This is a genomic window from Xanthomonas sp. NCPPB 1132 (assembly GCF_056629235.1).
The window spans coordinates 2,854,833-2,876,986 of sequence record NZ_CM152819.1 but is presented as its reverse complement, the minus strand read 5'-3'; the positions used below and the strand labels follow the sequence as shown (position 1 = coordinate 2,876,986).

The window sequence follows — 22,154 nt, the reverse complement described above, 5'->3', positions numbered from 1 at the left end:
CATGGCGGTGAAGCATGCGCAGGACGCAGCGGTGACGATCGGCCGTCAGGACCAGGGAGCTCGCGACATGGACATCGGCGATGCCGCGCTCGCGCCAGGCCTGGTGGAAGCAGCACTCGATCAATCGGTGTATCGGGACACCCGATACGACGTGCGCGTGCGCGACCTTGTCGCCGTGTTGGGCCGTGACGGCAAGCGCGTTTTCGTTGTCGGAGGTGCGCCACGCGACTGGCTGGCGGGCCTGCCTGGCAAAGACATCGATCTGGCGCTGGAGTGCGGCGTGGACGAGGCGCTGTGCCTGCTGCGCGACGTCTATCCCGATGCGGAGGCTGCGGTGCGCATGCGCAACGACCGGTTCGGCGTGGTGCGCTGGGGCGACCCCGCATCAGGCGCGGTCGATCTCAACATCCTGCGCAGCTGGCGGGATATCCATGGCAGCGACATGTGGACGACGACGTTCGTCGCGCGTTCGGATCTGGTCGAAGACGCGCTGATGCGCGATTTCTCGGTCAATGCGTTCTATTACGATTGCGCAAACCAGGTGCTGCGCGATCCTCTGCGGTGCGGCATTCAGGATCTGCGCGAAAAATCCCTGCGGATCATCGCCCATCCGCACGTGCTGGCGGCGAGTTACCGGATGACCTTCCGCATCGCGCAATTCCTCAGTCGCGGCTATTCGCCGACGTCGAACGTGCTCGAGTATCTGGAAAGCCATGCCGATCGCGACATCCAGGGCATGGGCGCGCGCATTCGTCGATGGACACCGGAGCAGCTGCGCGTGGAACGCGATCAGCAGGCAGCGTTCAAGGGCGTCCTCTATGCGCACGCCCGCCAGGCCGCCTCCATCGAGACCTTGGACGCCTTCTTCGGCTGAGGGAAACCTGCATGCACGCATCCATCGCCACGACGCCGGCCCCGTTCCGGCGCGTCTTCCAAGCCGGGATGCGCGACGGCGACGGCCACCTGCTCGGCGGCACGGAAGTGCTGCATCTGGTGCCGCATCGAGGAAAGCTGTTTTCCCTGTTGTCCTATTCCCACAACCGTTACCTGCCGGGCGACCCCGCGGTCGGCGCCCAGGTCGCCATGCTGGATCGCGCCGACGGCGAATGGCGCCAGGTGCACGCCTACGACCGCGACTACTGGCGGGCAACGCTCAGGTCGGTGGCGTTTACCGAGGACGAACGCGGGCGAACGCTCGATGCGCCCGTCTCGCTGCTGCTCGCCGGGCCGTCCAGCAACAAGGGCACCGTGTATGTCGATTGCCTCGACGACGACACCGGGACGTGGGCGCGCACGCACCTGGGGAGCGGGTCGGGCCTGACCGCCGCGCGCAGCTTCTTCGTCCACCGCGACACGGTGACCGGGCAGGAGCGCGTCTTCGTCGGCACCTTGCCGCTCGGCATCTTCAGCGGCAGCTACGATCCGGACGTGCCAGGCAAGATCCGCTGGGACCCACAGGCCGAGCTAAGCGGCTACCGGCGCCGTCCCATGGCCTTCACCGAATGCGATGGGGTCCTGTACGTCAGCATCAGGCCGCACATCTATCGGCGCATCGACGGCCCTGTGCCGCGATGGGAGAGCGTGCACACGATCGCCGAACCGCTGATCTTCCCGAGTTGCGGATATCGCGGGCTCACGGGCGTGCCGCATCCCTCCGGATCGGGTCAGGTGTTGCTGGCGGCGTTGGAAGGCGACCGTTGCCGCATCGTCCGGATCGATCCGCAGGACGACTTCAGGGAGACCCTCGAACTGGATGTCCTCGAGTTTCTGGGCGCGCACTGGGGAAAGCGCCCGGCCTTTGGCGTGGTCGCCTACGACGACTTCACGCCGGTGCTCGATCCCGCCAGCGCACAGACGTTGCTGCTCGCAGGCGTTGGCGCCAGCGACAGTGCCAGCGACGACGTCCACCCACCCGACGGCTGGGCCCGCGACGCCTGGTATCTGATCCGCGATCCGGATGGGCAGCGGCATACGCTCGCGCGGATCGACTCTGCGGATCTGGCGCCGTCCACGCCTCTTTTTGCCGCACGCAGCTTCGCGGCCTCGCCGTTCGAACCAGGAATGCTGTACGTGGGCGGCTACGACCCCAATGCGCAGCCGTGCCGAGACACCGCATGGGTATTTTCCGCATCGGTCGAGACCGTGCTCGCACCGCGAACGCGATGAGATTGAGTGCACTGTCGCACCCGCATCGACGCCAGCACTTGTCTACATTTTCGAGTCGCGGATGAAAGGTGCGTTGAATTTCGCAAATTTTTCTGAATATACTCGGGCCATAGCCCCTACAGCATAAGGAAATGCACAATTATTGGTTGTGCATCTGACAGCCGTATGTCTGCGGCCGGCAGCATGCTTCAAGGACGGATATGACCTCGCACCTGCTGGCCTCCTGGACCGCCTTTCCGGATCCGCCCCCTGCGGACGCGTATGCCGATGGATGGTGCGCCGACGCAGTCCCCTCGCAACGGCTCAACGATTATCTGGCCTTGCGCGGTTCCACCACCTTCTTTCTGGAGGCGCTCGCCGGATCGCCCGTCGAGGTCCATGTCCTCGATCAGCATATCGAAGCGCGGGCGAATGAAGGCGAGGTCCTGTGCCGCCGTTCCTGCCTTTACGTGCGCGATCCACGCAACATCCTCCTGGTCGCCGAATCGTCGATCCGCTTGTCCTGCGTCGACGCGCAGCAGCGGCAGAAGCTGCTCGACGGCAGCGTAGGAATCGGCAAGCTGTTCGATCCGCACGATCGTGGTCTCCTTGAAAAGACCGACCTGGAGACGCTGGCCTTGCCTGCACCTCGCAGTCTCCGCACCGAATCGACCTGGGCGCTCTCGCGGCGCTACACGATGAAACTCAACGGCATCGACTGCGTCGAGGTCAGCGAAATCCTCAACAACGAATCGCTGGAGCGCGCATGATGACGCCGGTCGAGTGCGCCGACGCGCCCGCGTGCGACTGGCGCGGCGCGCTCGCCGCCAGCGGCAGCGTGGTGCACCTGAATGGAGCGCGGGCGACGCTGCAGGACTTGCTGCACAGCGGGCGCGAGCGCTGGAAGGCCAAGCGCGGGTGCACGCGGGCGGCGATGCTGGGCGTCGACGATCTGGAGATGCTGTCGCAATTGCTGGCCGCCATTGTCGATGGGCATTCGCTGCTGCTGTGTGCAGGCAACGCGGCGCCACCGCCGCTGTGCGATGTGCATGTCGGTGCGTCGGTCGAAGGTGGCGCTGCGCCGTCGCCGCTGCAGATCCTCCCTCCACCGGCCGGGCATGCGCAGTGGCCCGTGGGCTTGGCGGTGCTGTCCTCGGGCACGGTGGGGGCGCCCAAGGTGATCTGGCATGCATACGACGATCTGCTGGCGACCAGCGCCATGGTGCTGCGCCGGTTGCAAATCGGCGCCGACGATCGGGTGTTGATCACCGTTCCCCTGCATCACATGTATGGTCTCGGCGCGGCGCTGCTGCCGGCATTGCTGGCCGGTGCGCAGATCCATCTGCTGCCCAAGGCCAATCTGTTGGGCTTCAACGATGCGCTGCGCGCCGCAAGGCCGACATGGGTCTATTCCACGCCGCATCTGTTGCGAATGCTGCTGCAGCGCAAGAACGCCCCGGTCGTCGGCTGCCGCGGCCTGGTGCTTGCCGGCGACGCGACGCCGCCGGTACTGCACGCGCAGGCGCAGCAGGTCTTCAATCGCCTTTTCGACCTCTACGGAAGTTCCGAACTGGGTGTGGTCGCGATTTCCGCGCCCGATGCGCCCGGGGCGTTGCGTCCGCTCGAGGGCGTGTCCGTATGCATCACGGAGACCAGCGCCGGACAGGGCAATCTCCTGGTGACCCATCCGCACGCCGCCACGCATCTGGCCCATCAGGGCGAACTGACGGCGTTTCCCGCCGTCTGGGACACGCGCGACATCGCGGCCTTCGATGACAGTGGCGGCTTCTGCATCCGCGGCCGCGCCGATCTCAGCCTGAACCGCGCGGGCAGGCTGCTGATCCTGGCCGATCTGGAGAGCACCATGATGGCGTGGCCCGACGTCGCGCAGGCTGTGGCGATCGTGCTCGACGAAGACACCACGGCGGGCAAGGCGATCGCGGCCGTGGTCAAGCCTGCCAACCCCACGCTGACCGTCGACGTGCTCAAGCAGCATGCGTCGATCACGCTGCCGGCCTTCGCCAGGCCGGATCACTACACGCTCGTTTCGGATCTGCCTTGTCTGGGCAGCGGAAAGCCCGACCGGAAGACCATCATCAAGGACTACTGCCATGGATAAGCCCCAGATCGTCGATACCTTGAAGCGGCTGATCGCCGAGGACCTGGATCTCAATGTGCGCTACGAGCAGATCCCGGATGGGGCGTCGTTCCTGGAAGACGGGCTTGCGCTGGATTCGATCAGCATGGCGGAGTTCATCAACCATCTGGAGCGCCGCTTCCCGATCCGCATCCTGGACGAAGACCTGGAGTCGGACACGTTCAGGTCGCTGGACAGCGTGGCCTCGCTCGTGCTCATGCGCCTGCCGGCGCGCACGGCCGAGGCGGCGCAATGACCGAGCTCACGATCGCGCTGGTCGACGACGCGCGTGGTCCGCCCCTGCCGCCGCCGCCGGACTATCGCAACGAACTGCCCAACCGCGACGGCTTCGTGGTGGCGTGGCCTCCCCAGCGCTACTGGAAGTCGGCCGGCGACGCCGATCTCCTGGCCGAACAGCCGCTGCATCTGTACTTCCATATCCCGTTCTGCCTGCAGCGCTGCCGCTACTGCTTCTTCAAGATCGAGATCCTGTCCGACTCCTCGCACGCGGTCCGCGAGCGCTATGTCGACGCGCTGTGCCGCGAGATCGAACTGGTCGCCGATGCGCACAGGTTGCGCGGACGCACGGTGAAGTCGATCTACTTCGGCGGCGGCACGCCGAGCGTGATCCAGCCCGAGCAGTTGCGCCGCATCAAGCGCAAGATCGAGGAGTGCTTCGTGCTCGATGCGCCGGAGTTCGTCTTCGAGATCGAGCCGATCACGTTGAACAACCGCATGATCGATGGGCTGGCGGATCTGGGCGTCAACCGGATCAGCTTCGGCATCCAGTCCTTCGACGACCGCGTGGTCGCCCTGACCGGTCGCCACGATACCGACGAGAAGAACTCGCGGGCGATCGAGCGCGCCCTGAAGACCGGTGCCGTGGTCAATGTGGACCTGCTGTCCGGGCTCGAAGGCGAGGTGATGGGCAGCTGGCAGCATTCGATCAACCGCGCCATCTCCCTCGGCGTGCATGCGGTCACCGTCTACAAGATGGAGTTGTACTCCAACGCGCACTACATGAACGACGTCCGCCAGGGCACGCTCACGCTGCCCGGTGCGGACCAGGAAATGGCGTTTGCGCGCTGGGGCCTTTCGCGGCTGCGCGAGGCAGGCTATCTGCCGTCCACCTATTTCACCTTCACCCGCGAAGGGAAGTATCCGCAACGGCACATCATCAGCCGCTGGCGCGGCGAAGACCTGTATGGCTTCGGCGCATCGGCGTTCGGCACCGTGGGCGGACGCAGCCGGCAGAACGTCACCGAGATCGATGCCTATCTGGACCGCGTCGAGCGCGGTGCGATCCCGACGCAGCGGGTGCTGGAGATCAGTAGCGCCGACCAGATGCTGCGCGACCTGGTGATGGGGCTGAAGACGACCGCGATCGACCTCGGCGCCTACCGCGACAGGCATGGCGTGCAGCTGGACACGACGCTCGCCGAGGACCTTGCGCACCTGCAGCAGCAGGGCCTGGTCACGCTCGAGGACGAGCGGCTGCGCCTGACCGACGAAGGCATCCTCTACGGCGACTACTGCGGCCGTTATCTGGGCGCCGGACTGCGCCGCAATCTCACCGGAAAGGCCGGACCGCTGAGAGCCTGACCACGATGCTGATCACGCCGGATTTCGTTTTCATCCATATGCCCAAGACGGGCGGAACGTTCATCACCGAGATGCTGCGACGTGCGTACGGCCCGCGGGCCGTCGAGACCGGGCGCAAGCACGGCACCTGCGACGAGATCCCGGACGCGGACCGAGGCAAGCCGATCCTCTCGGTCATGCGCTCGCCGTTCGATCGCTACGTCTCGCAGTACCACTATGGCTGGTGGAAGACGCATCCGCAGGAATACTGCGATCCTGCGCGGATCCAGCAGGAGTTCCCGGCGTATCCCCAGGTCGGTTTCGGGGAGTTCGTCGCGATCGCCAATCGTTTCTTCGTCAATGTGCATCGCGGCATGCCCAGCGGCTACGACACGCCGAAGCTGCCGGCCGAACGTGCGATCGGATGGCATACCGAGCAGTTCATCCGCTTCTTCTGCCGGGACCCGAAGCGTGTGTTCGCCGGCATCGTCGACCAGGACCTGGACCGGGGCCATCTGCAGGCGCATGAGTATCCGGTCGAGTTCCTGCGCACCGAGACGCTCAACGACGACCTCGCCGATTACCTCGAACGGCAGGGTGCGGATGCGGCGCTGTCCAGGCGCGTCCGACAGCACGACCGGATCATGCCGGATCAGGCCCACGAAGCGCGGGCGCGCCCGCACGCACGCGACTATTTCGACGATCGCTTGCGCGATTTCGTCGCGCGCAAGGAGGCCTTCCTGTTCAATCGCTTTCCGGAATACCGGGCAGGTGTGCAATGACGCAGACGCGCAGCGGCGATCGCGTCGCCCTCATCAGCGGCGGCAATCGCGGGATCGGGCTGGCGACGTGCGAAGGCCTCGCCGAGCGTGGCATGCAGGTGTACATGGGGTGCCGGAACCTGGCCGATGGCATGGCGGTGGTCGCGCGCCGCCAACTGAGCGGGGTGACGCCGATCCAGCTGGACGTCTGTTCCGAAGCGTCGATGGCCGCGGCGGTCGACGTCATCGCACAAGCCCACGGGCATGTCGATTTGCTCGTGAACAATGCCGGCGTCTCCGTCGGCGTGCGCGATACGCCCAGTACGGAAGCCGAGGCGCAGGCGCGGGCGACGTTCGACGTCAACTTCTTCGGCCCGTGGCGGCTGATCCAGTTGGTCCTGCCCCTGATGCAGTTACGGCCGCAGGCGCAGATCATCAATGTCTCCAGCGGGCACGGCAGTTCGACCAAGATCGAAGGCAACAACCTGGCGTACCGCAGCTCGAAGTCGGCACTGAATGTGCTGACCCAGGCGCTGGCCATGGAGCTCGCCGACCGCGGCATCCGCGTCAATTGCATGACCCCAGGCTGGGTCAGGACCAAGCTCGGCGGCATCGCCGCGCCGCGCTCGCCGGAGCAGGGGGCCGAGACCATCCTGTGGCTGGCCGATGGCGGCGGCGAGACCGGCAAGTTCTACAAGGACAAGGCGGTTTTCCCGTGGTAAAGGCGCCCAACCTGTTCGTGATCGGCGCGCCGAGGTGCGGGACCACCTCGTTGTTCGCCGCGCTCAAGCAGCATCCGGACGTCTACGCGACCGTGCTGAAGGAGCCGCACTTCTACGCCGCGGACCTGCCCGCGCAGCCGCACACCGTCTCCGATCCCGCAGACTACCAGCAGCTGTTCGCTGCTGCGGGCGACCAGCGCTATCGCGCCGAAGCGTCGGTCTGGTACTTCTACAGCCAGGAGGCGCCGGCACGGATCGCCAGGGCGCATCCGGAAGCGCGGATCATGCTGCTGCTGCGAAGCCCGGCCGACATGCTGCTCAGCCTGTATGCGCTGTATCTGCGCACGGGCAACGAAGCCGACACGGATCCAGAAGCGGCCGTGTTCCGCACGAGCGAGGCACGTTTCGCGAACACCTACTTCCCGTTCGGGCTGCACTACCTCAACTTGCTGGACGTCACCCGGCCGCTGTCGCGCTGGCGCAGCTTCTTTCCCAGCGAGCGGTTGCGGGTGCTGACCTACGAGGACATGTACGCGTCGCCGCAGGCGGGGTTTCGCGATCTTTGCGGCTGGCTGGGCATCGACCAGGAAGTGCCGGTGAGCTTCGATGCCCGGCATGCACGCGAGGCGGTGCGTCGCATGGCAACCAAGCAACTGCGCGATCTGCCCGATCATCTCCGCCGGAAGCTGAATCCCGCTGCGTCCCGATTGCACGCCGGCAAGGCGGACGTTGCGATCCCCGCTGCGCTGCGCACGCGTCTGCGCCACCACGCGCAGGAACGCAACGCCGGCTTCGCGCTGGCAGCGGACAGGCCATGGCCTGACGCGTGGCGAGCTGCCTGACAGGCTCGCCGGGAACATGATCGCCCGCGTGGCGGGTCAGGGCAGGGGACCATGTCTTCGGGTGGACGCCTGAGCGGACCGCGGGCGCCCAGCCACCTCAAGCGAAGGGCTGCGGCGCCGTTGATCGCCTGCGTCCGCCCAACCATTGGAGCGGCTGTGCAGGACGTCGCCGGCCCGCTGGCTGTGCGCTGCACCGTCCGGTCGCGGTCACTGTCGTTCCGTGATCAATGGCTACAATGGAGGTTTGGCTTCCCGGGATTGACCATGTTGCTGCGTGCCGTCGTGCTCACCTGCCTGTTGACCGCCGCGCTTCCCGTGCTGGCGCAGCCGGCGACGATCAGCGGCAGCGTCTACCAGGAGCGCGATGGCCATGCCGGCCGTGGCGATGGCGAGCCCGGCATCGCCGGCGTGCAGGTCTCCGACGGCGTGCACATCGTGCGCACCGATGCGCAGGGTCGCTACTCCCTGCAAGTGGAGCCGGGACGCACGGTCTTCGTGATCAAGCCCGATGGCTACACCTTCGCCAGCGCAGGCAACGGTCTGCCTGCCTATTGGCGCCACTACGCGCCGGCCGGCTCGCCCAGGCTCAAGTACCCGGGGATCGCGCCGACGACCGGCGCCACCGAGCACTGGGATTTCGCCCTGCGCGCGCAGCCCAAGGCCGACAGCACCGAGGTGCTGGTCTTCGCCGACAGCCAGACCGCCTCGATGACCGACGTCGGCTACTACGCCCGCGCGATCGTCGCCCCGCTGGTCGGCAAGACCCAGGCGCGCCTGGGCACCACGCTGGGCGACCTGGTCAGCGACGACTTGTCGCTGTTTCCCGCGCTGAACGCCGAAACCGTCAAGCTGGGCGTGCCGTGGTTCCACGTGCCCGGCAACCACGACCTGAATTTCGACGCGGCCGACGATCTGGGGTCGTTGGCCAGCTGGCGCGCGATCTACGGCCCGGACACCTACGCGGTGGAGGATGGGGGCGCCAGCTTCGTGTTCCTCGACGACGTGATCTATCAGCCGCAGCGCCAGCCCGACTACATCGGCGGCTTGCGCGAGGATCAGTTCGCGTTCCTGCAGACCTACCTGGCGAGCGTTCCCAAGGATCGGCTGCTGGTACTGGGAATGCATATCCACCTGTTCGACGCGGTCCCCGGCAAGGAGTCCTTCCGCCATGCCGACCGTGCGCGACTGTTCGCGCTGCTGAAGGACTTCCCGCACGTGCTGGTGCTCACCGCGCACAGCCATACCCAGCGGCACATGTACTACACCGCCGCCGACGGCTGGCAGGGCGCGAGCCCGCTGCACGAGTACAACGTCGGCGCCGCTTGTGGCGCCTATTGGTCCGGCGTCAAGGGCGCCGACGGCGTGCCGGTGACGACGATGTCCGACGGCACGCCCAATGGCTATGCCGTGCTGACCGTGAAGCGCGGCGGCGACTATGCGCTGGCCTATCACGCCGCGCGCGCCGCCGGCGATCCGCAGTTGCAGTTGCATGCGCCCAAGGTGCTGCGCCGCGGTGCCTACCCGGCCTGGGGGGTGTACGCGAACGTGTTCATGGGCGAAGACGACACACGTGTGGAGTACCGTCTCGATGGCGGCCCCTGGAAGCCGATGCGGCACGTCCGGCAGCCGGATCCGGACCTGCTCGCGGAGAACGCGCGCGACGATGCCGCCGACGCGTTGCGTGGTTACGACCGTTCGCCGGAAGCCACACCGTCGGAACACCTGTGGCGCGGCGTCCTGCCCACCGACCTGAGCGTCGGCGCACACCGGATCGAGGTTCGCGCCTTCGATCGCTGGCGCGGCGAGCAGCGCGCCAGCACCAGCTATCGGTTGCAGGACGCGTCGCCCTGAACGCGCCGCGGGTGCGACGCTGGTGTCCCGGCGACGCCAGTTCAGTCGCGATCTAGGTTCTTTCAACCGCTGTCCTGGGCTGGGATGGCGCGCCGGACCGGACAAACGCAGGCCCATTCGCCATGCCCGCGCCGATCGGCGCATCGGCTTCATCGCCAACGACAACAGCCGGTGCTACTTCGCCCAGCGTCCGCGTGTACTCGGCCCGAGCGCCGTGCCGACTTTCATTTGCAGGTTACGCGAAGGACATTCCTTGCATTGATTGAGTAGCTGCATTGCTCCACACGGTTCGCCAGCGTTACATCCTGCGTTTGCTTGTCCGCGTACTTGCAGCGCATGGTGACGAAGCGTCCCTCATCGTAGATGTAGCCGAGAACCCAATGGCCGTCTCGTTCCTTTGCCACGTCGGGTTCAAGCGTTGCGAGATCCTGTGGTTCTCCATCGAATGCATCAATGGAGCGAAGTGGCTGGTTCTGTCGAATGGGGCAGACGGAAGGCGCGGCGAGCGCACTCCTCCAGCCAAATAGGTAAAGGAGAAGCGCGGCAATTTGCTTGCTCAATGACATGGACGTTGTTTCCATCTGCGCCGCTTCGGTCGGGCCTTCGCCTGTGTAGCCTTGATCGAAGAAAGCCGGTTTCACCGTCTCGCCCTTGACATGCTGGACGTCCTGCACCAGCGATCGCACCTGGGCGTGCTGCTGCTCGTTGGCAGGCGTGACCTGCACCGCAGACAAGTAGCCGAGCGTGTCCCTCGCCAGATGCATCTTGCTCCCTCTCTTGCGCGTGTGCCCATCGTAGCCAGCGCGTGGTCCGCTTTCTGCAGCGCTCGGCCATCCATGGTCTCGGCGCAGGGCTTGCTCTGCGGCACCGCAGGATCGAACGCAAGTCGCTAACCAGCAGGGCGCGGCGAAGGCCCATTCTTCATCGGATACGTCAGTTGGATAGAGACGTGGTCGCTTCATTCGCCTACGATCGCCGCATGAACGCACGTCCATAAAAGCGAGCTCTTGCCGTTGATGCCCCGCGCGCTTTCCCTTCTCCCTTTGGAACCAGGTGCCCCGAAGGGGCGGATGAGGGTACGACCGCCGCCGACGCCACACACAGGTGGCTTTGGCTCCTGCGACTCCCCAATCCCGACTCCCCAATCCCGAGGCGCGCTACTTGCGCGCCTTAACAAACGCCTCCCGAAACCGCAGCATCTCCGCTTCGGTGCCCACGGTGACGCGGACCAGCTTCGGCCAGATCGGCCAGCTGCGGCCGACGATCACGCCTTGCTTGGCCATCGCCGCGGCGAAGGCGGCGCCGTCGCGCTTGACGTCGACCATGAAGCAGTTGGCCTGCGACGGCAGGCACTTGTAGCCCTTGCTCTGCAGCCAGGCGATGGTGTCGTTGCGGATGCGCGCGTTCTCGGCGCGGCGGGTCGGCACCAGTTGCAGGTCCTGCAGGCTGGCGATGCCGGCGGCCAGCGCAGGCACCGACACCGGATTCTCGCCGAACGCGGCGAGCTTGGTCTGCAGCCCCGGCGCGGCCACTGCCAGGCCCAGGCGCAGCCCGGCCATGCCGTACAGCTTGGAGAAGGTGCGCAGCACCAGCAGGTCCTGGCGCTGGCCGATCAGGTCGATCACCGAGGGCTCCTCGCTGTAGTGCAGGTAGGCCTCGTCGACCAGCAGCACGCTGGAGGCGGGCTTGTTGGCCAGCAGCCATTCGATGTCGGCGCGCTTGGTGATCGAGCCGGTCGGGTTGTTCGGATTGCACAGGTAGATCAGGCCGGCATTCGGATCGGCGCTGGCCATGGCCTTGACGTCGTGCGCGCCGTCGGCGCGCAGCGGCACCCGCCGCACCGGCGCGCCGTGCGCGGCGGCCACGTCGGCGACCGCCTCGAAGGTCGGATCGGCCACCACCACGCCAGCGCGCGGCGTGGTGAAGGCGCGCGCGGCGCGCGCCAGCGGCTCGCTGGAGCCGGGATACGCCGCCACGTGGTCGGCCGGCAGGCGCTGCTGGCCAACGAAGGCGGCGATCAGTTCGTCCGACAGCTCGAACAGATAGCGCCCGCTGCGCGGCAGGATCGCCTGTGCGGCTGCCAGCGCGGCGGGCGAGGGGCCCAGTGGGCATTCGTTGAAGTTGAGATAGACCGTGCCGGCGGCCGGCGCCACGCTGGGTGTCGCGGCTACAGCGGCCGCTGCCTTGCGTCGCGCCGCCTCGGCAACGGGGGCGAGGCCGACGGCGCCGAGCGCCAGACCGGAGGTGGCCAGGGACAGGAAGGAACGGCGCGAGACCGGTAGCGACACGTGGCTCTCCAGAGCGGGCGGGGGGAGGTCACGTTAACGAGGTGTTAATGGCGCGGCAAGGGAGTGAAGAGCCGGGATTCGGGATTTGGGATTTCGGGATGGGCTTGAGGCTGGGATTCGGGATTGGGATCGGGGATTAGGGATTGGCGAAGCCGGGGTGGTGACGTGGATGGCGCAGCGCGCCCCGTACCCTCACCCCAACCCCTCTCCCGGTGGGAGACGGGCTTCAGCTTCTCCCTTCTCCCACCGGGAGAAGGTGCCCCGCAGGGGCGGATGAGGGTACGACTGCCGCCGACACCAGAAGTCCGAGCTCGGCTCTTGCGAATCCCCAATCCCAAATCGCCAATCCCGGCCGTCAAGCGAATCCCCAATCCCCAATCCCGGCCGTCCGGCCGTCAAGCCGACTCCCCCATCCCCGCCTTCCAGCTACTATCGCCCCCTCTCCGTTACCCGCCTTTCCGCTGCGCATGACCGTCACTCCCGATCCCCAGCAGCGTGTCGCCGACTTGCGCCAGCGCATCGACGACGCCAACCATCGCTACTACGTGCTCGACGACAACGCGATCCCCGATGCCGAGTACGACGCGCTGATGCGCGAGCTGGAGGCGCTGGAAGCCGCGCATCCTGAACTGGCCAGCGCGGACTCGCCGACACGCCGGGTCGGCGCGCGGCCGGATGGCAGATTCTCGGAAGTGCGTCACGCGATCCCGATGCTGTCGCTCGCCAACGCCTTCGAGACCCCGGGCGTCGCCGAGGACGCCGACGATCGCACGCGCTTCGCCGAGGTCGCCGATTTCGAGCGCCGCATCGAGCGCGAACTCGACCTGGCCGCGCCGGTGTTCTCGGTCGAGCCCAAGCTCGACGGCTTGGCGATCAGCCTGCGCTACGAGGACGGCGTGTTCGTGCAGGGCGCCACCCGTGGCGACGGCAGCACCGGCGAGGACGTCACCGCCAACCTGCGCCAGGTGCGTTCGGTGCCGCTGAAGCTGCGCGACCTCGGCGTGCCGCCGCCGGCGGTGCTGGAAGTGCGCGGCGAGATCTACATGCCGCGCGCCGCCTTCGCCGCGTGGAACGCGCAGGCGCTGGAGCGCAACGAAAAGCTGCTGGCCAATCCGCGCAATGGCGCCGCCGGGTCGCTGCGCCAGCTCGATCCGGCGGTGACCCGGCGCCGGCCGTTGGCGTTCTTCGCCTACTCGGTGGGCGAGGTGCGCGGGCTGGAACTGCCCGAAACCCACTCGCAGACGCTGCAGTTGCTGCGCGACTACGGCTTCCCGGTGGCGCCGGAGGCGGACACCGCCACCGGCTTCGATGGCCTGATCGCGTATTTCCGCCGCATCGGCGCCGCCCGCGACAGCTTGCCGTACGACATCGATGGCGTGGTCTACAAGCTCGACGACTACGACCAGCAACAGGCGATGGGCTTCGTCTCGCGCGCGCCGCGCTGGGCGCTCGCGCACAAGTTCCCGGCGCAGGAGCAGTCCACCATCGTCGAGGCGATCGAGATTCAGATCGGACGCACGGGGGTGGCTACGCCTGTAGCGCGTCTTAAGCCAGTGTCGGTGGCCGGCGTCGTGGTCACCAATGCGACATTGCACAATGCCGACCAGATCGCGAGGCTGGATGTGCGGGTGGGCGACAAAGTGATCGTTCGCCGCGCTGGCGACGTGATTCCTGAAGTGGTATCGGTAGTTAAGGAGGAGCGTCCACCGAGCGATCTGCCTCTCGGTTCCGTACTGCTTCGAAAGTTGGCATTTCTTAATCGTGGAGCTACAAAAGAGCAGCGGAGGTTGAATGCCAAACGCACTTTCTTTCCGTTGGTGCTTGAGAAGTTGCCTGGACGCGAAGGTTTGGATGTCTCGCAATTGCTTTACCTGATCGGTACCAGCGATGTCGTCCGCAACGTTGGCATACATCGAGTGCGCCCACTGAAGCGAGCGAGATCCAGCTTGCGCTCGCGGGGCTTTCTACCTTGGATGAATCCGACGGCCGCACTGCAGACCTTGCCGTGGACGATGCCGGCGGCTTGCCCGGTGTGCGGCTCGGAACTGGTCAAGGAAGAGGACGCGGTGGCCTGGCGCTGCAGCGGCGGCCTGGCCTGTGCGGCGCAGCGCAAGGAGACCGTGCGGCACTTCGCCTCGCGTCGCGCCATGGACATCGAAGGCCTGGGCGAGCGCCAGGCCGATGCCCTGGTCGAGTTCGGCTTCGTGCAGTCGCTGGCCGACCTGTACGCCTTGAGCGTGGAGGATCTGGTGCGGATGAAGACCGCGCTGGACGCAGCCACTGCCGCCGACCTGCTGCAGGCGCTGGAGGACAGCAAGGGCGCGCTGGCGCTGGATGCGGTCGGCCGCGCCGCGTTGGAGGACGCGGCCATGCCGTGGCGGCGCGCCGACTTCCTGCGCGCGTACCTGGCAGTGGACCTGGGCGGCAAGCTGGCGAGCAAGTGGGCGGAGAACCTGGTCGCCGGCATCGACGCCAGCCGCGCCACCACGCTGCCGCGCTTCCTGTTCGCGCTGGGCATTCCGCACCTGGGCGAGACCACGGCCAAGGCGCTTGCCTACTGGCTGGGCTCGCTGGCATTCGTGCGCAGCACCCCCGCGGTGCTGCTGCAGGCCTTGCCGGACATCGGCGGCGAGGTGGCGCGCTCGATCGCCACGTTCTTCGAGCAGCCCGGCAACGCCGCGGTGGTCGATGCGCTGATCGCCGCCGGCATTCGCTTTTCCGACGAGGGCGCACCGCCTGCGGAACTGCGCGAGCGCCTGGACTTGGCGCATCTGCTCGGCACGCTGCCGGTGGACAAGCTCGGCGGCAAGAGCGCGCAGCGCCTGGCCGCCACCTACGGCACGTTGCACGCGTTGCTGGGCGCCAACGAAAGCGGCTGGACCGGCGCCGGCCTGTCCACGGCCGGCGCCGCCAACCTGGCCGCGTACCTGGCCGATCCGGTGCAGAAGCAGGCGCTCCTGGATGCCGAGGCGGCGATGCAACGCCTGCTCGATGCCGCCCCGGCGCAGACCCGGCGCCGCGCCGGCCCGCTGGACGGGCAGACCGTGGTGCTGACCGGCACGCTGAGCGCGCTGACTCGCGACGAGGCCAAGGCACGCCTGGAGGCGCTGGGCGCCAAGGTGGCCGGCAGCGTGTCGAAGAAGACCTCGTTCGTGGTCGCCGGCGAGGCCGCCGGTTCCAAGCTCGACAAGGCGCAGGAACTGGGCGTGGCGGTGTGGGACGAGGCGCAGTTGCTGGCGTTCCTGCAAGCGCAGGAGCAGGGCGCATGAGTGCGCCCGGCACGCTGCAGGACGAACTGCGCTGGCGCACCGCCGGCGTGGCCGACCAGCCGGCCCTGCTGGCGATGCTGCAGGCGTTCTACGCCGAGGACGGCATCGCCTTCGACGCCGAGCGGGTGACGCGTGGCCTGCGGGCGCTGCTGGCGCAGCCGGCGCTGGGCGAGGCGCTGCTGTGGCTGGCGCCGGACGACGCGGTCGTCGGCTATGCGCTGATCACCGCGTGCTTCAGCGTCGAACTGGGCGGGCGCTATCTGCTGCTCGACGAGCTGTATCTGGGTCCGGCCGCGCGCGGCCGCGGCTGGGGCCGGCGCGCGGTGGCGCTGGTCGAGGCGCGCGCCCGCGCGCTGGGCGTGGATGTGCTGCGGATGGAGGTCAACCACCACAACGCCGCCGCCAAGCGCCTGTACCTTCGCCTTGGCTACCGCGACGACGCGCGCGACCAACTGAGCCGCCGGCTCGACACGGCGCCCTGATGGACCTGCTGTCCGCCCTGCAATTGCGCGCCCGGCTCAATGCCGCCATCCGCGGCTTCTTCGCCGCGCGCGGCGTGCTGGAAGTGGAAACGCCGATGCTGTCTGCGGCCGGCAACACCGAGCCGAACATCGACAGCTTCCAGACCCGCTTCAGCGGCCATGTCGACGCCGGTCCGGCGCTGCGCTGGCTGCGCACCTCGCCCGAGTACCCGCTGAAGCGGCTGCTCGCCGCGGGCATCGGCGATTGCTACGAACTGGGGCGGGTGTTCCGCAACGGCGAGGCCGGCGGCCGCCACAATCCCGAGTTCACCATGCTCGAGTGGTATCGGGTCGGCTGGGATCACCGGCAATTGATCGAGGAAACCGTGGAACTGGTGCGCACGGCGCTGGCGCTGGTCGGGCGCAGCGCCGCGCTGCAGGTGCTCAGCTATCGCGACCTGTTCCTGCAGGGGCTGGGCCTGGATCCATTCACTGCGCCGTTGGAGGCGCTGCAGCAGCCGCTACGCGATATCCGCATCGATGCCGACGGCCTGGGACGCGACGACTGGCTGGACCTGCTGATGACCCACCGCCTGCAGCCGGCGTTCCCGGTCGACCGCCTCACCGTGGTCCACGACTGGCCGGCCAGCCAGTGTGCCCTGGCGCGCGTACGCGAGGACGACCCGCCAGTGGCCGAGCGCTTCGAGCTGTACCTGGGCAGCTATGAACTGGCCAACGGCTACCACGAGCTCAACGATGCCGCCGAGCAGCGCCGGCGTTTCCTGCGTGACCACGCGCTGCGGCAGGCACGCGGCGCGGTGCTGCCGCCGCTGGACGAACGCCTGCTGCAGGCGTTGCCGGCATTGCCCGACTGCGCCGGCGTGGCGGTCGGCGTGGACCGGCTGCTGATGGCGATGCGCGGCACCGCGCAGATCGGCGACGTGCTCGCCTACGATTTCGCGCATGCCTGAACCGGCCGTCACGTGTTTTCGCGGCGCCTTGTTGCGTTGTCCACACCGATGATGGTTTGATCGGGCACGGCATGCGCACGCCGCGCGCCAGCAGGTCTTCGTTGTTCAGGTTCTAGGCATAGGGGCAGAGCCAAGCATGAAGTGGGCGTACGGGCTCGGTGGCTGGTGTTGGCTGGGGTTGGCGGCAAGCGTGTGGCCGATGCCGTCGCCGGCGCAGGACGCCGATGCGTACGATGCCGCGGTGGTGCGCTGCGAGTCGCGCGACATGACCTGGGTGCACTGTCCGATGTCCACCGACCAGGGCGTGCAACTGGTGCGGCAACTCTCCGACAACGACTGCATCCGTGGCAGCGAGTGGGGGTCTGACGCCACCGGCGTGTGGGTCACCCTCGGCTGTCGCGCCGAATTCCGTCCCAATCCGGTGGAAGCGCCGCGCAGCGCGATGCGCCGCGTGTTGCGCTGCGAGTCCGATGGTCGCCTCGAGAGTTGCCCGGTGATGCTGCGCGGGGCGCCGGTGCGGTTGATGCGGCAGTTGTCGTCGGTGCCGTGCCGCGAGGAGCGCAGCTGGGGCGTGCGCCGCAACGAAATCTGGGTCGCGCGCGGTTGCCGCGGCGAGTTCGAGATCGGCGCCGCCGACGGCTCCGGGTTTCCCGCCGGCCCACGGCCGGTGTTGTGCGAATCCAAGGGCAAGGCGCGGCGCCGCTGTGGCGTCAGTGTCCAGGACCATGTGCAACTGCGCCGGCAGTTGTCCGGCGCGCCTTGCGTGCAGAACGACAGCTGGGGCTGGGACCGCGACGGCATCTGGGTCGACAAGGGCTGCCGCGCCGAGTTCAGCGTCAACTGAGCGCTGGCGCGGCGCTGTGACGCCGCGCGGCGTCCTCAATCCGCAATCGCCGGCGTTTACAATGGGGCGATGAACGCCGCCCTCGATATCGATTACGCCCGCTACGACCATATCCGCCCGATCCTGTGGACCGGCGACGCGCTGGAACTGCTGGATCAGCGCAAGCTGCCGTTCGCGGTGGAACACGTGCGCTGCAGCGACAGCGACGAGGTCGCTGCGGCGATCCACGCCCTGGCCGTGCGCGGCGCGCCCGCGATCGGCATCGCCGCCGGCTGGGGCACGGTGCTTGCCGCACGCGAGGTGCAGGCCGAGACCGGCGCCGAGGCGCTGCTGAAGCTGGAGCCGGCCCTGCAGCGGCTCAATGCCGCGCGGCCGACCGCGGTCAACCTGGCCTGGGCGCTGGCGCGCATGCGCACGGCGCTGGGCGCGGCCGGCAGCGACTGGCGCTCGGTGCTGGAGCGCGAGGCGCAGGCGATCGCCGAAGAGGATCTGGCCGCCAACCGGCACATGGGCGCGCTCGGCGCCGGCCTGATCGCGCCCGGCAGCGGCGTGCTGACCCATTGCAACACCGGCTCGCTGGCCACCGCCGGCTTCGGCACCGCGTTGGGCGTGATCCGCGCCGGCGTCGCCCAGCAGCGCATCGCCAAGGTGTTCGCCGGCGAGACCCGGCCCTGGCTGCAGGGCGCGCGGCTGACCGTGTGGGAACTGCAGCAGGACGGCATCGACGCCACCCTGATCGCCGATTCGGCCGCCTCGCACCTGATGAAGACCGGCGCGGTGCAGTGGGTGATCGTCGGCGCCGACCGCATCTGCGCCAACGGCGACACCGCCAACAAGATCGGCACCTACCAGCTGGCGATCGCCGCGCGCCACCACGGCGTCAGGTTCATGGTGGTGGCGCCGTCGTCCACGGTGGACATGGACACCGCCGACGGCGCGCAGATCGAGATCGAGCAGCGCGATCCGGGCGAGCTGTTCGGCGTCGGCGGCACCCGCACCGTGGCCGACGGCATCGCCGCCTGGAATCCGGTGTTCGATGTGACCCCGGCGGACCTGATCGACGCCATCGTCACCGAGCGCGGGGTCATCGAGCGCCCGGACCTGCCGCGCATGCGCGCCGCCTTCGGCGGCTGACCAGGGACACTGCGGCGGCGCCCGGCGGGCGCTGCCGAAGGCGCGCAAGTGCTTGTTCGCGCCGGCAAAACCGGGCAATCGGGCGCCCGTCATGATAGAATCCGGCGGTTCGATCGACCGCCGTGCGCCCTAGGCGTGCGGCCGCGGCGGGCCCGCCTGTCGCGGGCCGGCGTCGTGGTCGATCCGCCACCAGACTTACGGAACCCGAATGGCAGAATCCGCCAAGGAAATCATCCAGGTCAACCTGGAAGACGAGATGCGCAAGAGCTACCTCGATTACGCCATGAGCGTGATCGTGGGGCGTGCCCTCCCGGATGCGCGCGACGGCCTCAAGCCGGTGCATCGCCGCGTGTTGTTCGCGATGAACGAGTTGGGCGCGCACAGCAACAAGCCCTACTACAAGTCGGCGCGTATCGTCGGCGACGTCATCGGTAAGTACCACCCGCACGGCGACCAGTCGGTGTACGACACCCTGGTGCGCATGGCGCAGCCGTTCTCGCTGCGCTACATGATGGTGGACGGGCAGGGTAACTTCGGCTCGGTCGACGGCGATTCCGCGGCGGCGATGCGTTACACCGAGGCGCGCATGTCGCGGCTCGCGCACGAGATGATGGCCGACATCGACAAGGAAACCGTCGATTTCCAGCCCAATTACGACGAGAAGGAACAGGAACCGTCGGTGATGCCGACGCGCTTCCCGAGCCTGCTGGTCAACGGCTCGGCCGGTATCGCGGTGGGTATGGCCACCAACATCCCGCCGCACAACCTGACCGAGTCGATCAATGCCTGCCTGGCGCTGATCGACAACCCGCAGATCGATGTCGACGGGCTGATGGAACACATCCCCGGCCCGGATTTCCCGACCGCGGGCATCGTCAACGGCACCACCGGCATCGTCGCCGGCTACCGCACCGGCCGCGGCCGCGTGCGCATGCGCGCCAAGGCCGAGATCGAGATCCAGGACAACGGCCGCGAAGCGATCGTGGTCACCGAGATCCCGTACCAGGTCAACAAGGCGCGGCTGATCGAGAAGATCGCCGAGCTGGTCAAGGAAAAGAAGCTCGAGGGCATCAGCGAGCTGCGCGACGAGTCCGACAAGGACGGCATGCGCATCTACATCGAGGTCAAGCGCGGCGAAGCCGCCGATGTGGTGCTGAACAATCTGTATCAGCAGACCCAGATGGAGTCGGTGTTCGGCATCAACATGGTGGCGCTGGTCGACGGCCGCCCGCAGCTGCTGAACCTCAAGCAGATGCTGGAGGCGTTCGTCCGCCACCGTCGCGAAGTGGTCACCCGCCGTACCATCTTCGAACTGCGCAAGGCGCGCGCGCGTGCGCACATCCTCGAAGGCCTGACCGTCGCGCTCGCCAACATCGACGAGATGATCGAGCTGATCAAGACCTCGGCGAACCCGAACGAAGCGCGCGAGCGCATGCTGGCCAAGACCTGGCAGCCGGGCCTGGTCGGCGCGCTGCTCAATGCGGCCGGCGCCGAGGCCTCGCGCCCGGAAGACCTGCCCAGCGGCGTCGGCCTGGTCGGCGGCGGCTACCAGCTGACCGAAGTGCAGGCCACGCAGATCCTGGAAATGCGCCTGCACCGCCTGACCGGCCTGGAGCAGGAGCGCCTGACCGAGGAATACAAGCAGCTGCTGGAGGCCATCGCCGGGCTGATCCGCATCCTGGAAAACCCGGACGTGCTGCTGCAGGTGATCCGCGAGGAGCTGGTCAACATCCGCGAGGAATACGGCGACGCGCGCCGCACCGAGATCCGCCACAGCGAAGAGGACCTGGACATCCTCGACCTGATCGCGACGGAAGACGTGGTGGTGACCCTGTCGCACGCCGGCTACGCCAAGCGCCAGCCGGTCAGCGCCTACCGCGCGCAGCGCCGCGGCGGCCGCGGCCGCAGCGCGGCGGCGACCAAGGAAGAGGATTTCATCGACCAGCTGTGGCTGGTCAACACCCACGACACGCTGCTGACCTTCACCAGCAGCGGCAAGGTGTTCTGGCTGCCCGTGCACCAGTTGCCCGAGGCCGGGCCGAATGCCCGTGGTCGCCCGATCGTCAACTGGATTCCGCTGGAGAACGGCGAGCGCGTGCAGGCGGTGCTGCCGGTGCGCGAATACGCCGAAGGCCGCTATGTGTTCTTCGCCACCCGCAACGGCATGGTCAAGAAGACCCCGCTGAGCGAGTTCGCGTTCCAGCGCAAGATCGGCAAGATCGCGATCAACCTCGACGAGGGCGACGCGCTGGTCGGCGTGGCGCTCACCGACGGCGAGCGCGACGTGCTGCTGTTCGCCTCCAACGGCAAGACCGTGCGCTTCTCCGAGCGGCCCAAGGACGACGAGGCCGATGACGCGGTCGTCGACGACACCGGTGCTGACGAAAGCGCCGCGGCCGACGACGACGTGGCAGGCGAGGAGGGCGACGACGCCCGTGGCGCGCGGCGCAAGAGCCGCGGCGGAGTCAAGCCAACCGGGCGCAGCAGCCGCGGCGTGCGCGGCATCCGCCTGGCCAAGAGCGAGTACGTGGTCAGCCTGATCGTGGCCGAGCCGGCCGTGGGCCAGGACGAGGACGCCGACGACGTCGACGCCGCGGCGGACACCGAGGCCGATGCCGAGGCGCGCAACGGCGACGAGGCCGATGCCTACATCCTCACCGCGACCGAGAACGGCTACGGGAAGCGCACCCCGCTGGGCGAGTATCCGCGCAAGGGCCGCGGCACCCAGGGCGTCATCGGCATCCAGACCAGCGAGCGCAACGGCAAGCTGGTCGGTGCGGTGCTGCTGAGCACCCGCGACGAAGTGCTGCTGATCTCCGACGGCGGCACCCTGGTGCGGACCCGCGCCTCGGAAATCTCCCGCGTCGGCCGCAACACCCAGGGCGTGACCCTGATCCGCCTGTCCAAGGGCGAGAAGCTGCAGGCAGTGGAACGCCTGGACGGCTCGCTGGTCGAGGAAGACGGGTTGCCGGGCGAGGAGGGCGCCGCCGAAGGCGCTGGCGAGGCGCCACCGCCGCAGGCGTGACCACGCCTGAGTGAACGACGACGCCGGCCTCGTGCCGGCGTCGTCGTTTTTGGAGTGGCCACCATGACGATGCTAGCGACCTGCTGCGCGTGCACGCTGGCGGCGCCACGACAGTCATGCGTT

At 67.8% G+C, this 22,154-nt stretch carries 18 protein-coding genes; 16 read left to right on the top strand and 2 right to left on the bottom strand.

Translation table 11 applies throughout. From position 1 onward, the window contains the following. Position 1: 1 nt before the first annotated feature. From AC1G9L_RS12190 to AC1G9L_RS12145, 10 genes are all read left to right on the top strand, one after another. Positions 2–874, top strand: a complete 873-nt coding sequence (locus AC1G9L_RS12190; RefSeq protein WP_481069204.1) for a nucleotidyltransferase family protein — start codon at positions 2–4, stop codon at positions 872–874. 11 nt (positions 875–885) lie between these two features. Continuing rightward, positions 886–2,166: a hypothetical protein gene (locus tag AC1G9L_RS12185; protein ID WP_481069203.1), complete on the top strand. Its 1,281-nt coding sequence runs from the start codon at positions 886–888 to the stop codon at positions 2,164–2,166. A 200-nt stretch (positions 2,167–2,366) separates the two neighbouring features. After that, positions 2,367–2,915 (top strand): hypothetical protein, encoded by a 549-nt coding sequence (locus AC1G9L_RS12180; protein ID WP_019800380.1) that lies wholly within the window; start codon positions 2,367–2,369, stop codon positions 2,913–2,915. After that, complete coding sequence (locus AC1G9L_RS12175; RefSeq protein WP_481069202.1) at positions 2,912–4,264, top strand: AMP-binding protein; 1,353 nt, start codon at positions 2,912–2,914, stop codon at positions 4,262–4,264. The genes AC1G9L_RS12180 and AC1G9L_RS12175 overlap by 4 nt, the downstream gene beginning before the upstream one ends. Next, positions 4,257–4,538, top strand: a complete 282-nt coding sequence (locus tag AC1G9L_RS12170) for an acyl carrier protein (RefSeq protein ID WP_010340779.1) — start codon at positions 4,257–4,259, stop codon at positions 4,536–4,538. Before AC1G9L_RS12175 ends, AC1G9L_RS12170 begins: the two co-directional genes overlap by 8 nt. Then, positions 4,535–5,884 carry a radical SAM protein gene (locus AC1G9L_RS12165; protein WP_019800378.1) on the top strand — a complete coding sequence of 450 codons (1,350 nt, stop codon included), beginning with the start codon at positions 4,535–4,537 and terminating at the stop codon, positions 5,882–5,884. Before AC1G9L_RS12170 ends, AC1G9L_RS12165 begins: the two co-directional genes overlap by 4 nt. Before the next feature lie 5 nt (positions 5,885–5,889). Next, positions 5,890–6,645 carry a hypothetical protein gene (locus AC1G9L_RS12160; protein WP_481069201.1) on the top strand — a complete coding sequence of 252 codons (756 nt, stop codon included), beginning with the start codon at positions 5,890–5,892 and terminating at the stop codon, positions 6,643–6,645. Continuing rightward, on the top strand, positions 6,642–7,346 hold the full coding sequence (locus AC1G9L_RS12155) for an SDR family NAD(P)-dependent oxidoreductase (RefSeq protein ID WP_019800376.1): 705 nt from the start codon (positions 6,642–6,644) through the stop codon (positions 7,344–7,346). Before AC1G9L_RS12160 ends, AC1G9L_RS12155 begins: the two co-directional genes overlap by 4 nt. A 50-nt stretch (positions 7,347–7,396) precedes the next feature. Further along, positions 7,397–8,188 (top strand): sulfotransferase, encoded by a 792-nt coding sequence (locus AC1G9L_RS12150; protein WP_481069200.1) that lies wholly within the window; start codon positions 7,397–7,399, stop codon positions 8,186–8,188. A 264-nt stretch (positions 8,189–8,452) separates the two neighbouring features. Next, a complete protein-coding gene (locus tag AC1G9L_RS12145) occupies positions 8,453–10,039 on the top strand; it encodes a calcineurin-like phosphoesterase C-terminal domain-containing protein (RefSeq protein ID WP_019800374.1) in 1,587 nt (528 codons plus the stop codon). Positions 10,040–10,263: 224 nt separating this feature from the next. Here AC1G9L_RS12145 and AC1G9L_RS12140 read toward each other — a convergent pair whose 3' ends face one another. Both AC1G9L_RS12140 and AC1G9L_RS12135 read right to left on the bottom strand, forming a co-directional pair. Beyond that, positions 10,264–10,803 (bottom strand): STY0301 family protein, encoded by a 540-nt coding sequence (locus AC1G9L_RS12140; RefSeq protein WP_019800373.1) that lies wholly within the window; start codon positions 10,801–10,803, stop codon positions 10,264–10,266. 393 nt (positions 10,804–11,196) lie between these two features. Next, the gene (locus AC1G9L_RS12135) at positions 11,197–12,327 is read right to left on the bottom strand and encodes a pyridoxal phosphate-dependent aminotransferase (protein ID WP_481069199.1); all 1,131 of its coding nucleotides are present in this window, start codon (positions 12,325–12,327) and stop codon (positions 11,197–11,199) included. 467 nt (positions 12,328–12,794) lie between these two features. Here AC1G9L_RS12135 and ligA point away from each other — a divergent pair, with 467 nt between their 5' ends. The 6 genes from ligA to gyrA all read left to right on the top strand — a co-directional run bounded on the left by ligA (position 12,795) and on the right by gyrA (position 22,031). After that, the gene (ligA, locus tag AC1G9L_RS12130) at positions 12,795–15,596 is read left to right on the top strand and encodes an NAD-dependent DNA ligase LigA (protein WP_481069198.1); all 2,802 of its coding nucleotides are present in this window, start codon (positions 12,795–12,797) and stop codon (positions 15,594–15,596) included. After that, positions 15,593–16,078 carry an N-acetyltransferase family protein gene (locus AC1G9L_RS12125; protein WP_481069197.1) on the top strand — a complete coding sequence of 162 codons (486 nt, stop codon included), beginning with the start codon at positions 15,593–15,595 and terminating at the stop codon, positions 16,076–16,078. Before ligA ends, AC1G9L_RS12125 begins: the two co-directional genes overlap by 4 nt. Then, positions 16,078–17,028, top strand: coding sequence for an EF-P lysine aminoacylase EpmA (gene epmA / locus AC1G9L_RS12120; protein WP_019801323.1), 951 nt, complete (start codon positions 16,078–16,080; stop codon positions 17,026–17,028). The genes AC1G9L_RS12125 and epmA overlap by 1 nt, the downstream gene beginning before the upstream one ends. A gap of 136 nt (positions 17,029–17,164) precedes the next feature. After that, the gene (locus AC1G9L_RS12115; protein WP_481069196.1) at positions 17,165–17,872 is read left to right on the top strand and encodes a DUF3011 domain-containing protein; all 708 of its coding nucleotides are present in this window, start codon (positions 17,165–17,167) and stop codon (positions 17,870–17,872) included. Between the two features lie 69 nt (positions 17,873–17,941). Further along, on the top strand, positions 17,942–19,006 hold the full coding sequence (mtnA, locus tag AC1G9L_RS12110) for an S-methyl-5-thioribose-1-phosphate isomerase (protein WP_481069195.1): 1,065 nt from the start codon (positions 17,942–17,944) through the stop codon (positions 19,004–19,006). A gap of 208 nt (positions 19,007–19,214) precedes the next feature. Next, the gene (gene gyrA / locus AC1G9L_RS12105) at positions 19,215–22,031 is read left to right on the top strand and encodes a DNA gyrase subunit A (protein WP_019801984.1); all 2,817 of its coding nucleotides are present in this window, start codon (positions 19,215–19,217) and stop codon (positions 22,029–22,031) included. Positions 22,032–22,154 lie beyond the last annotated feature (123 nt).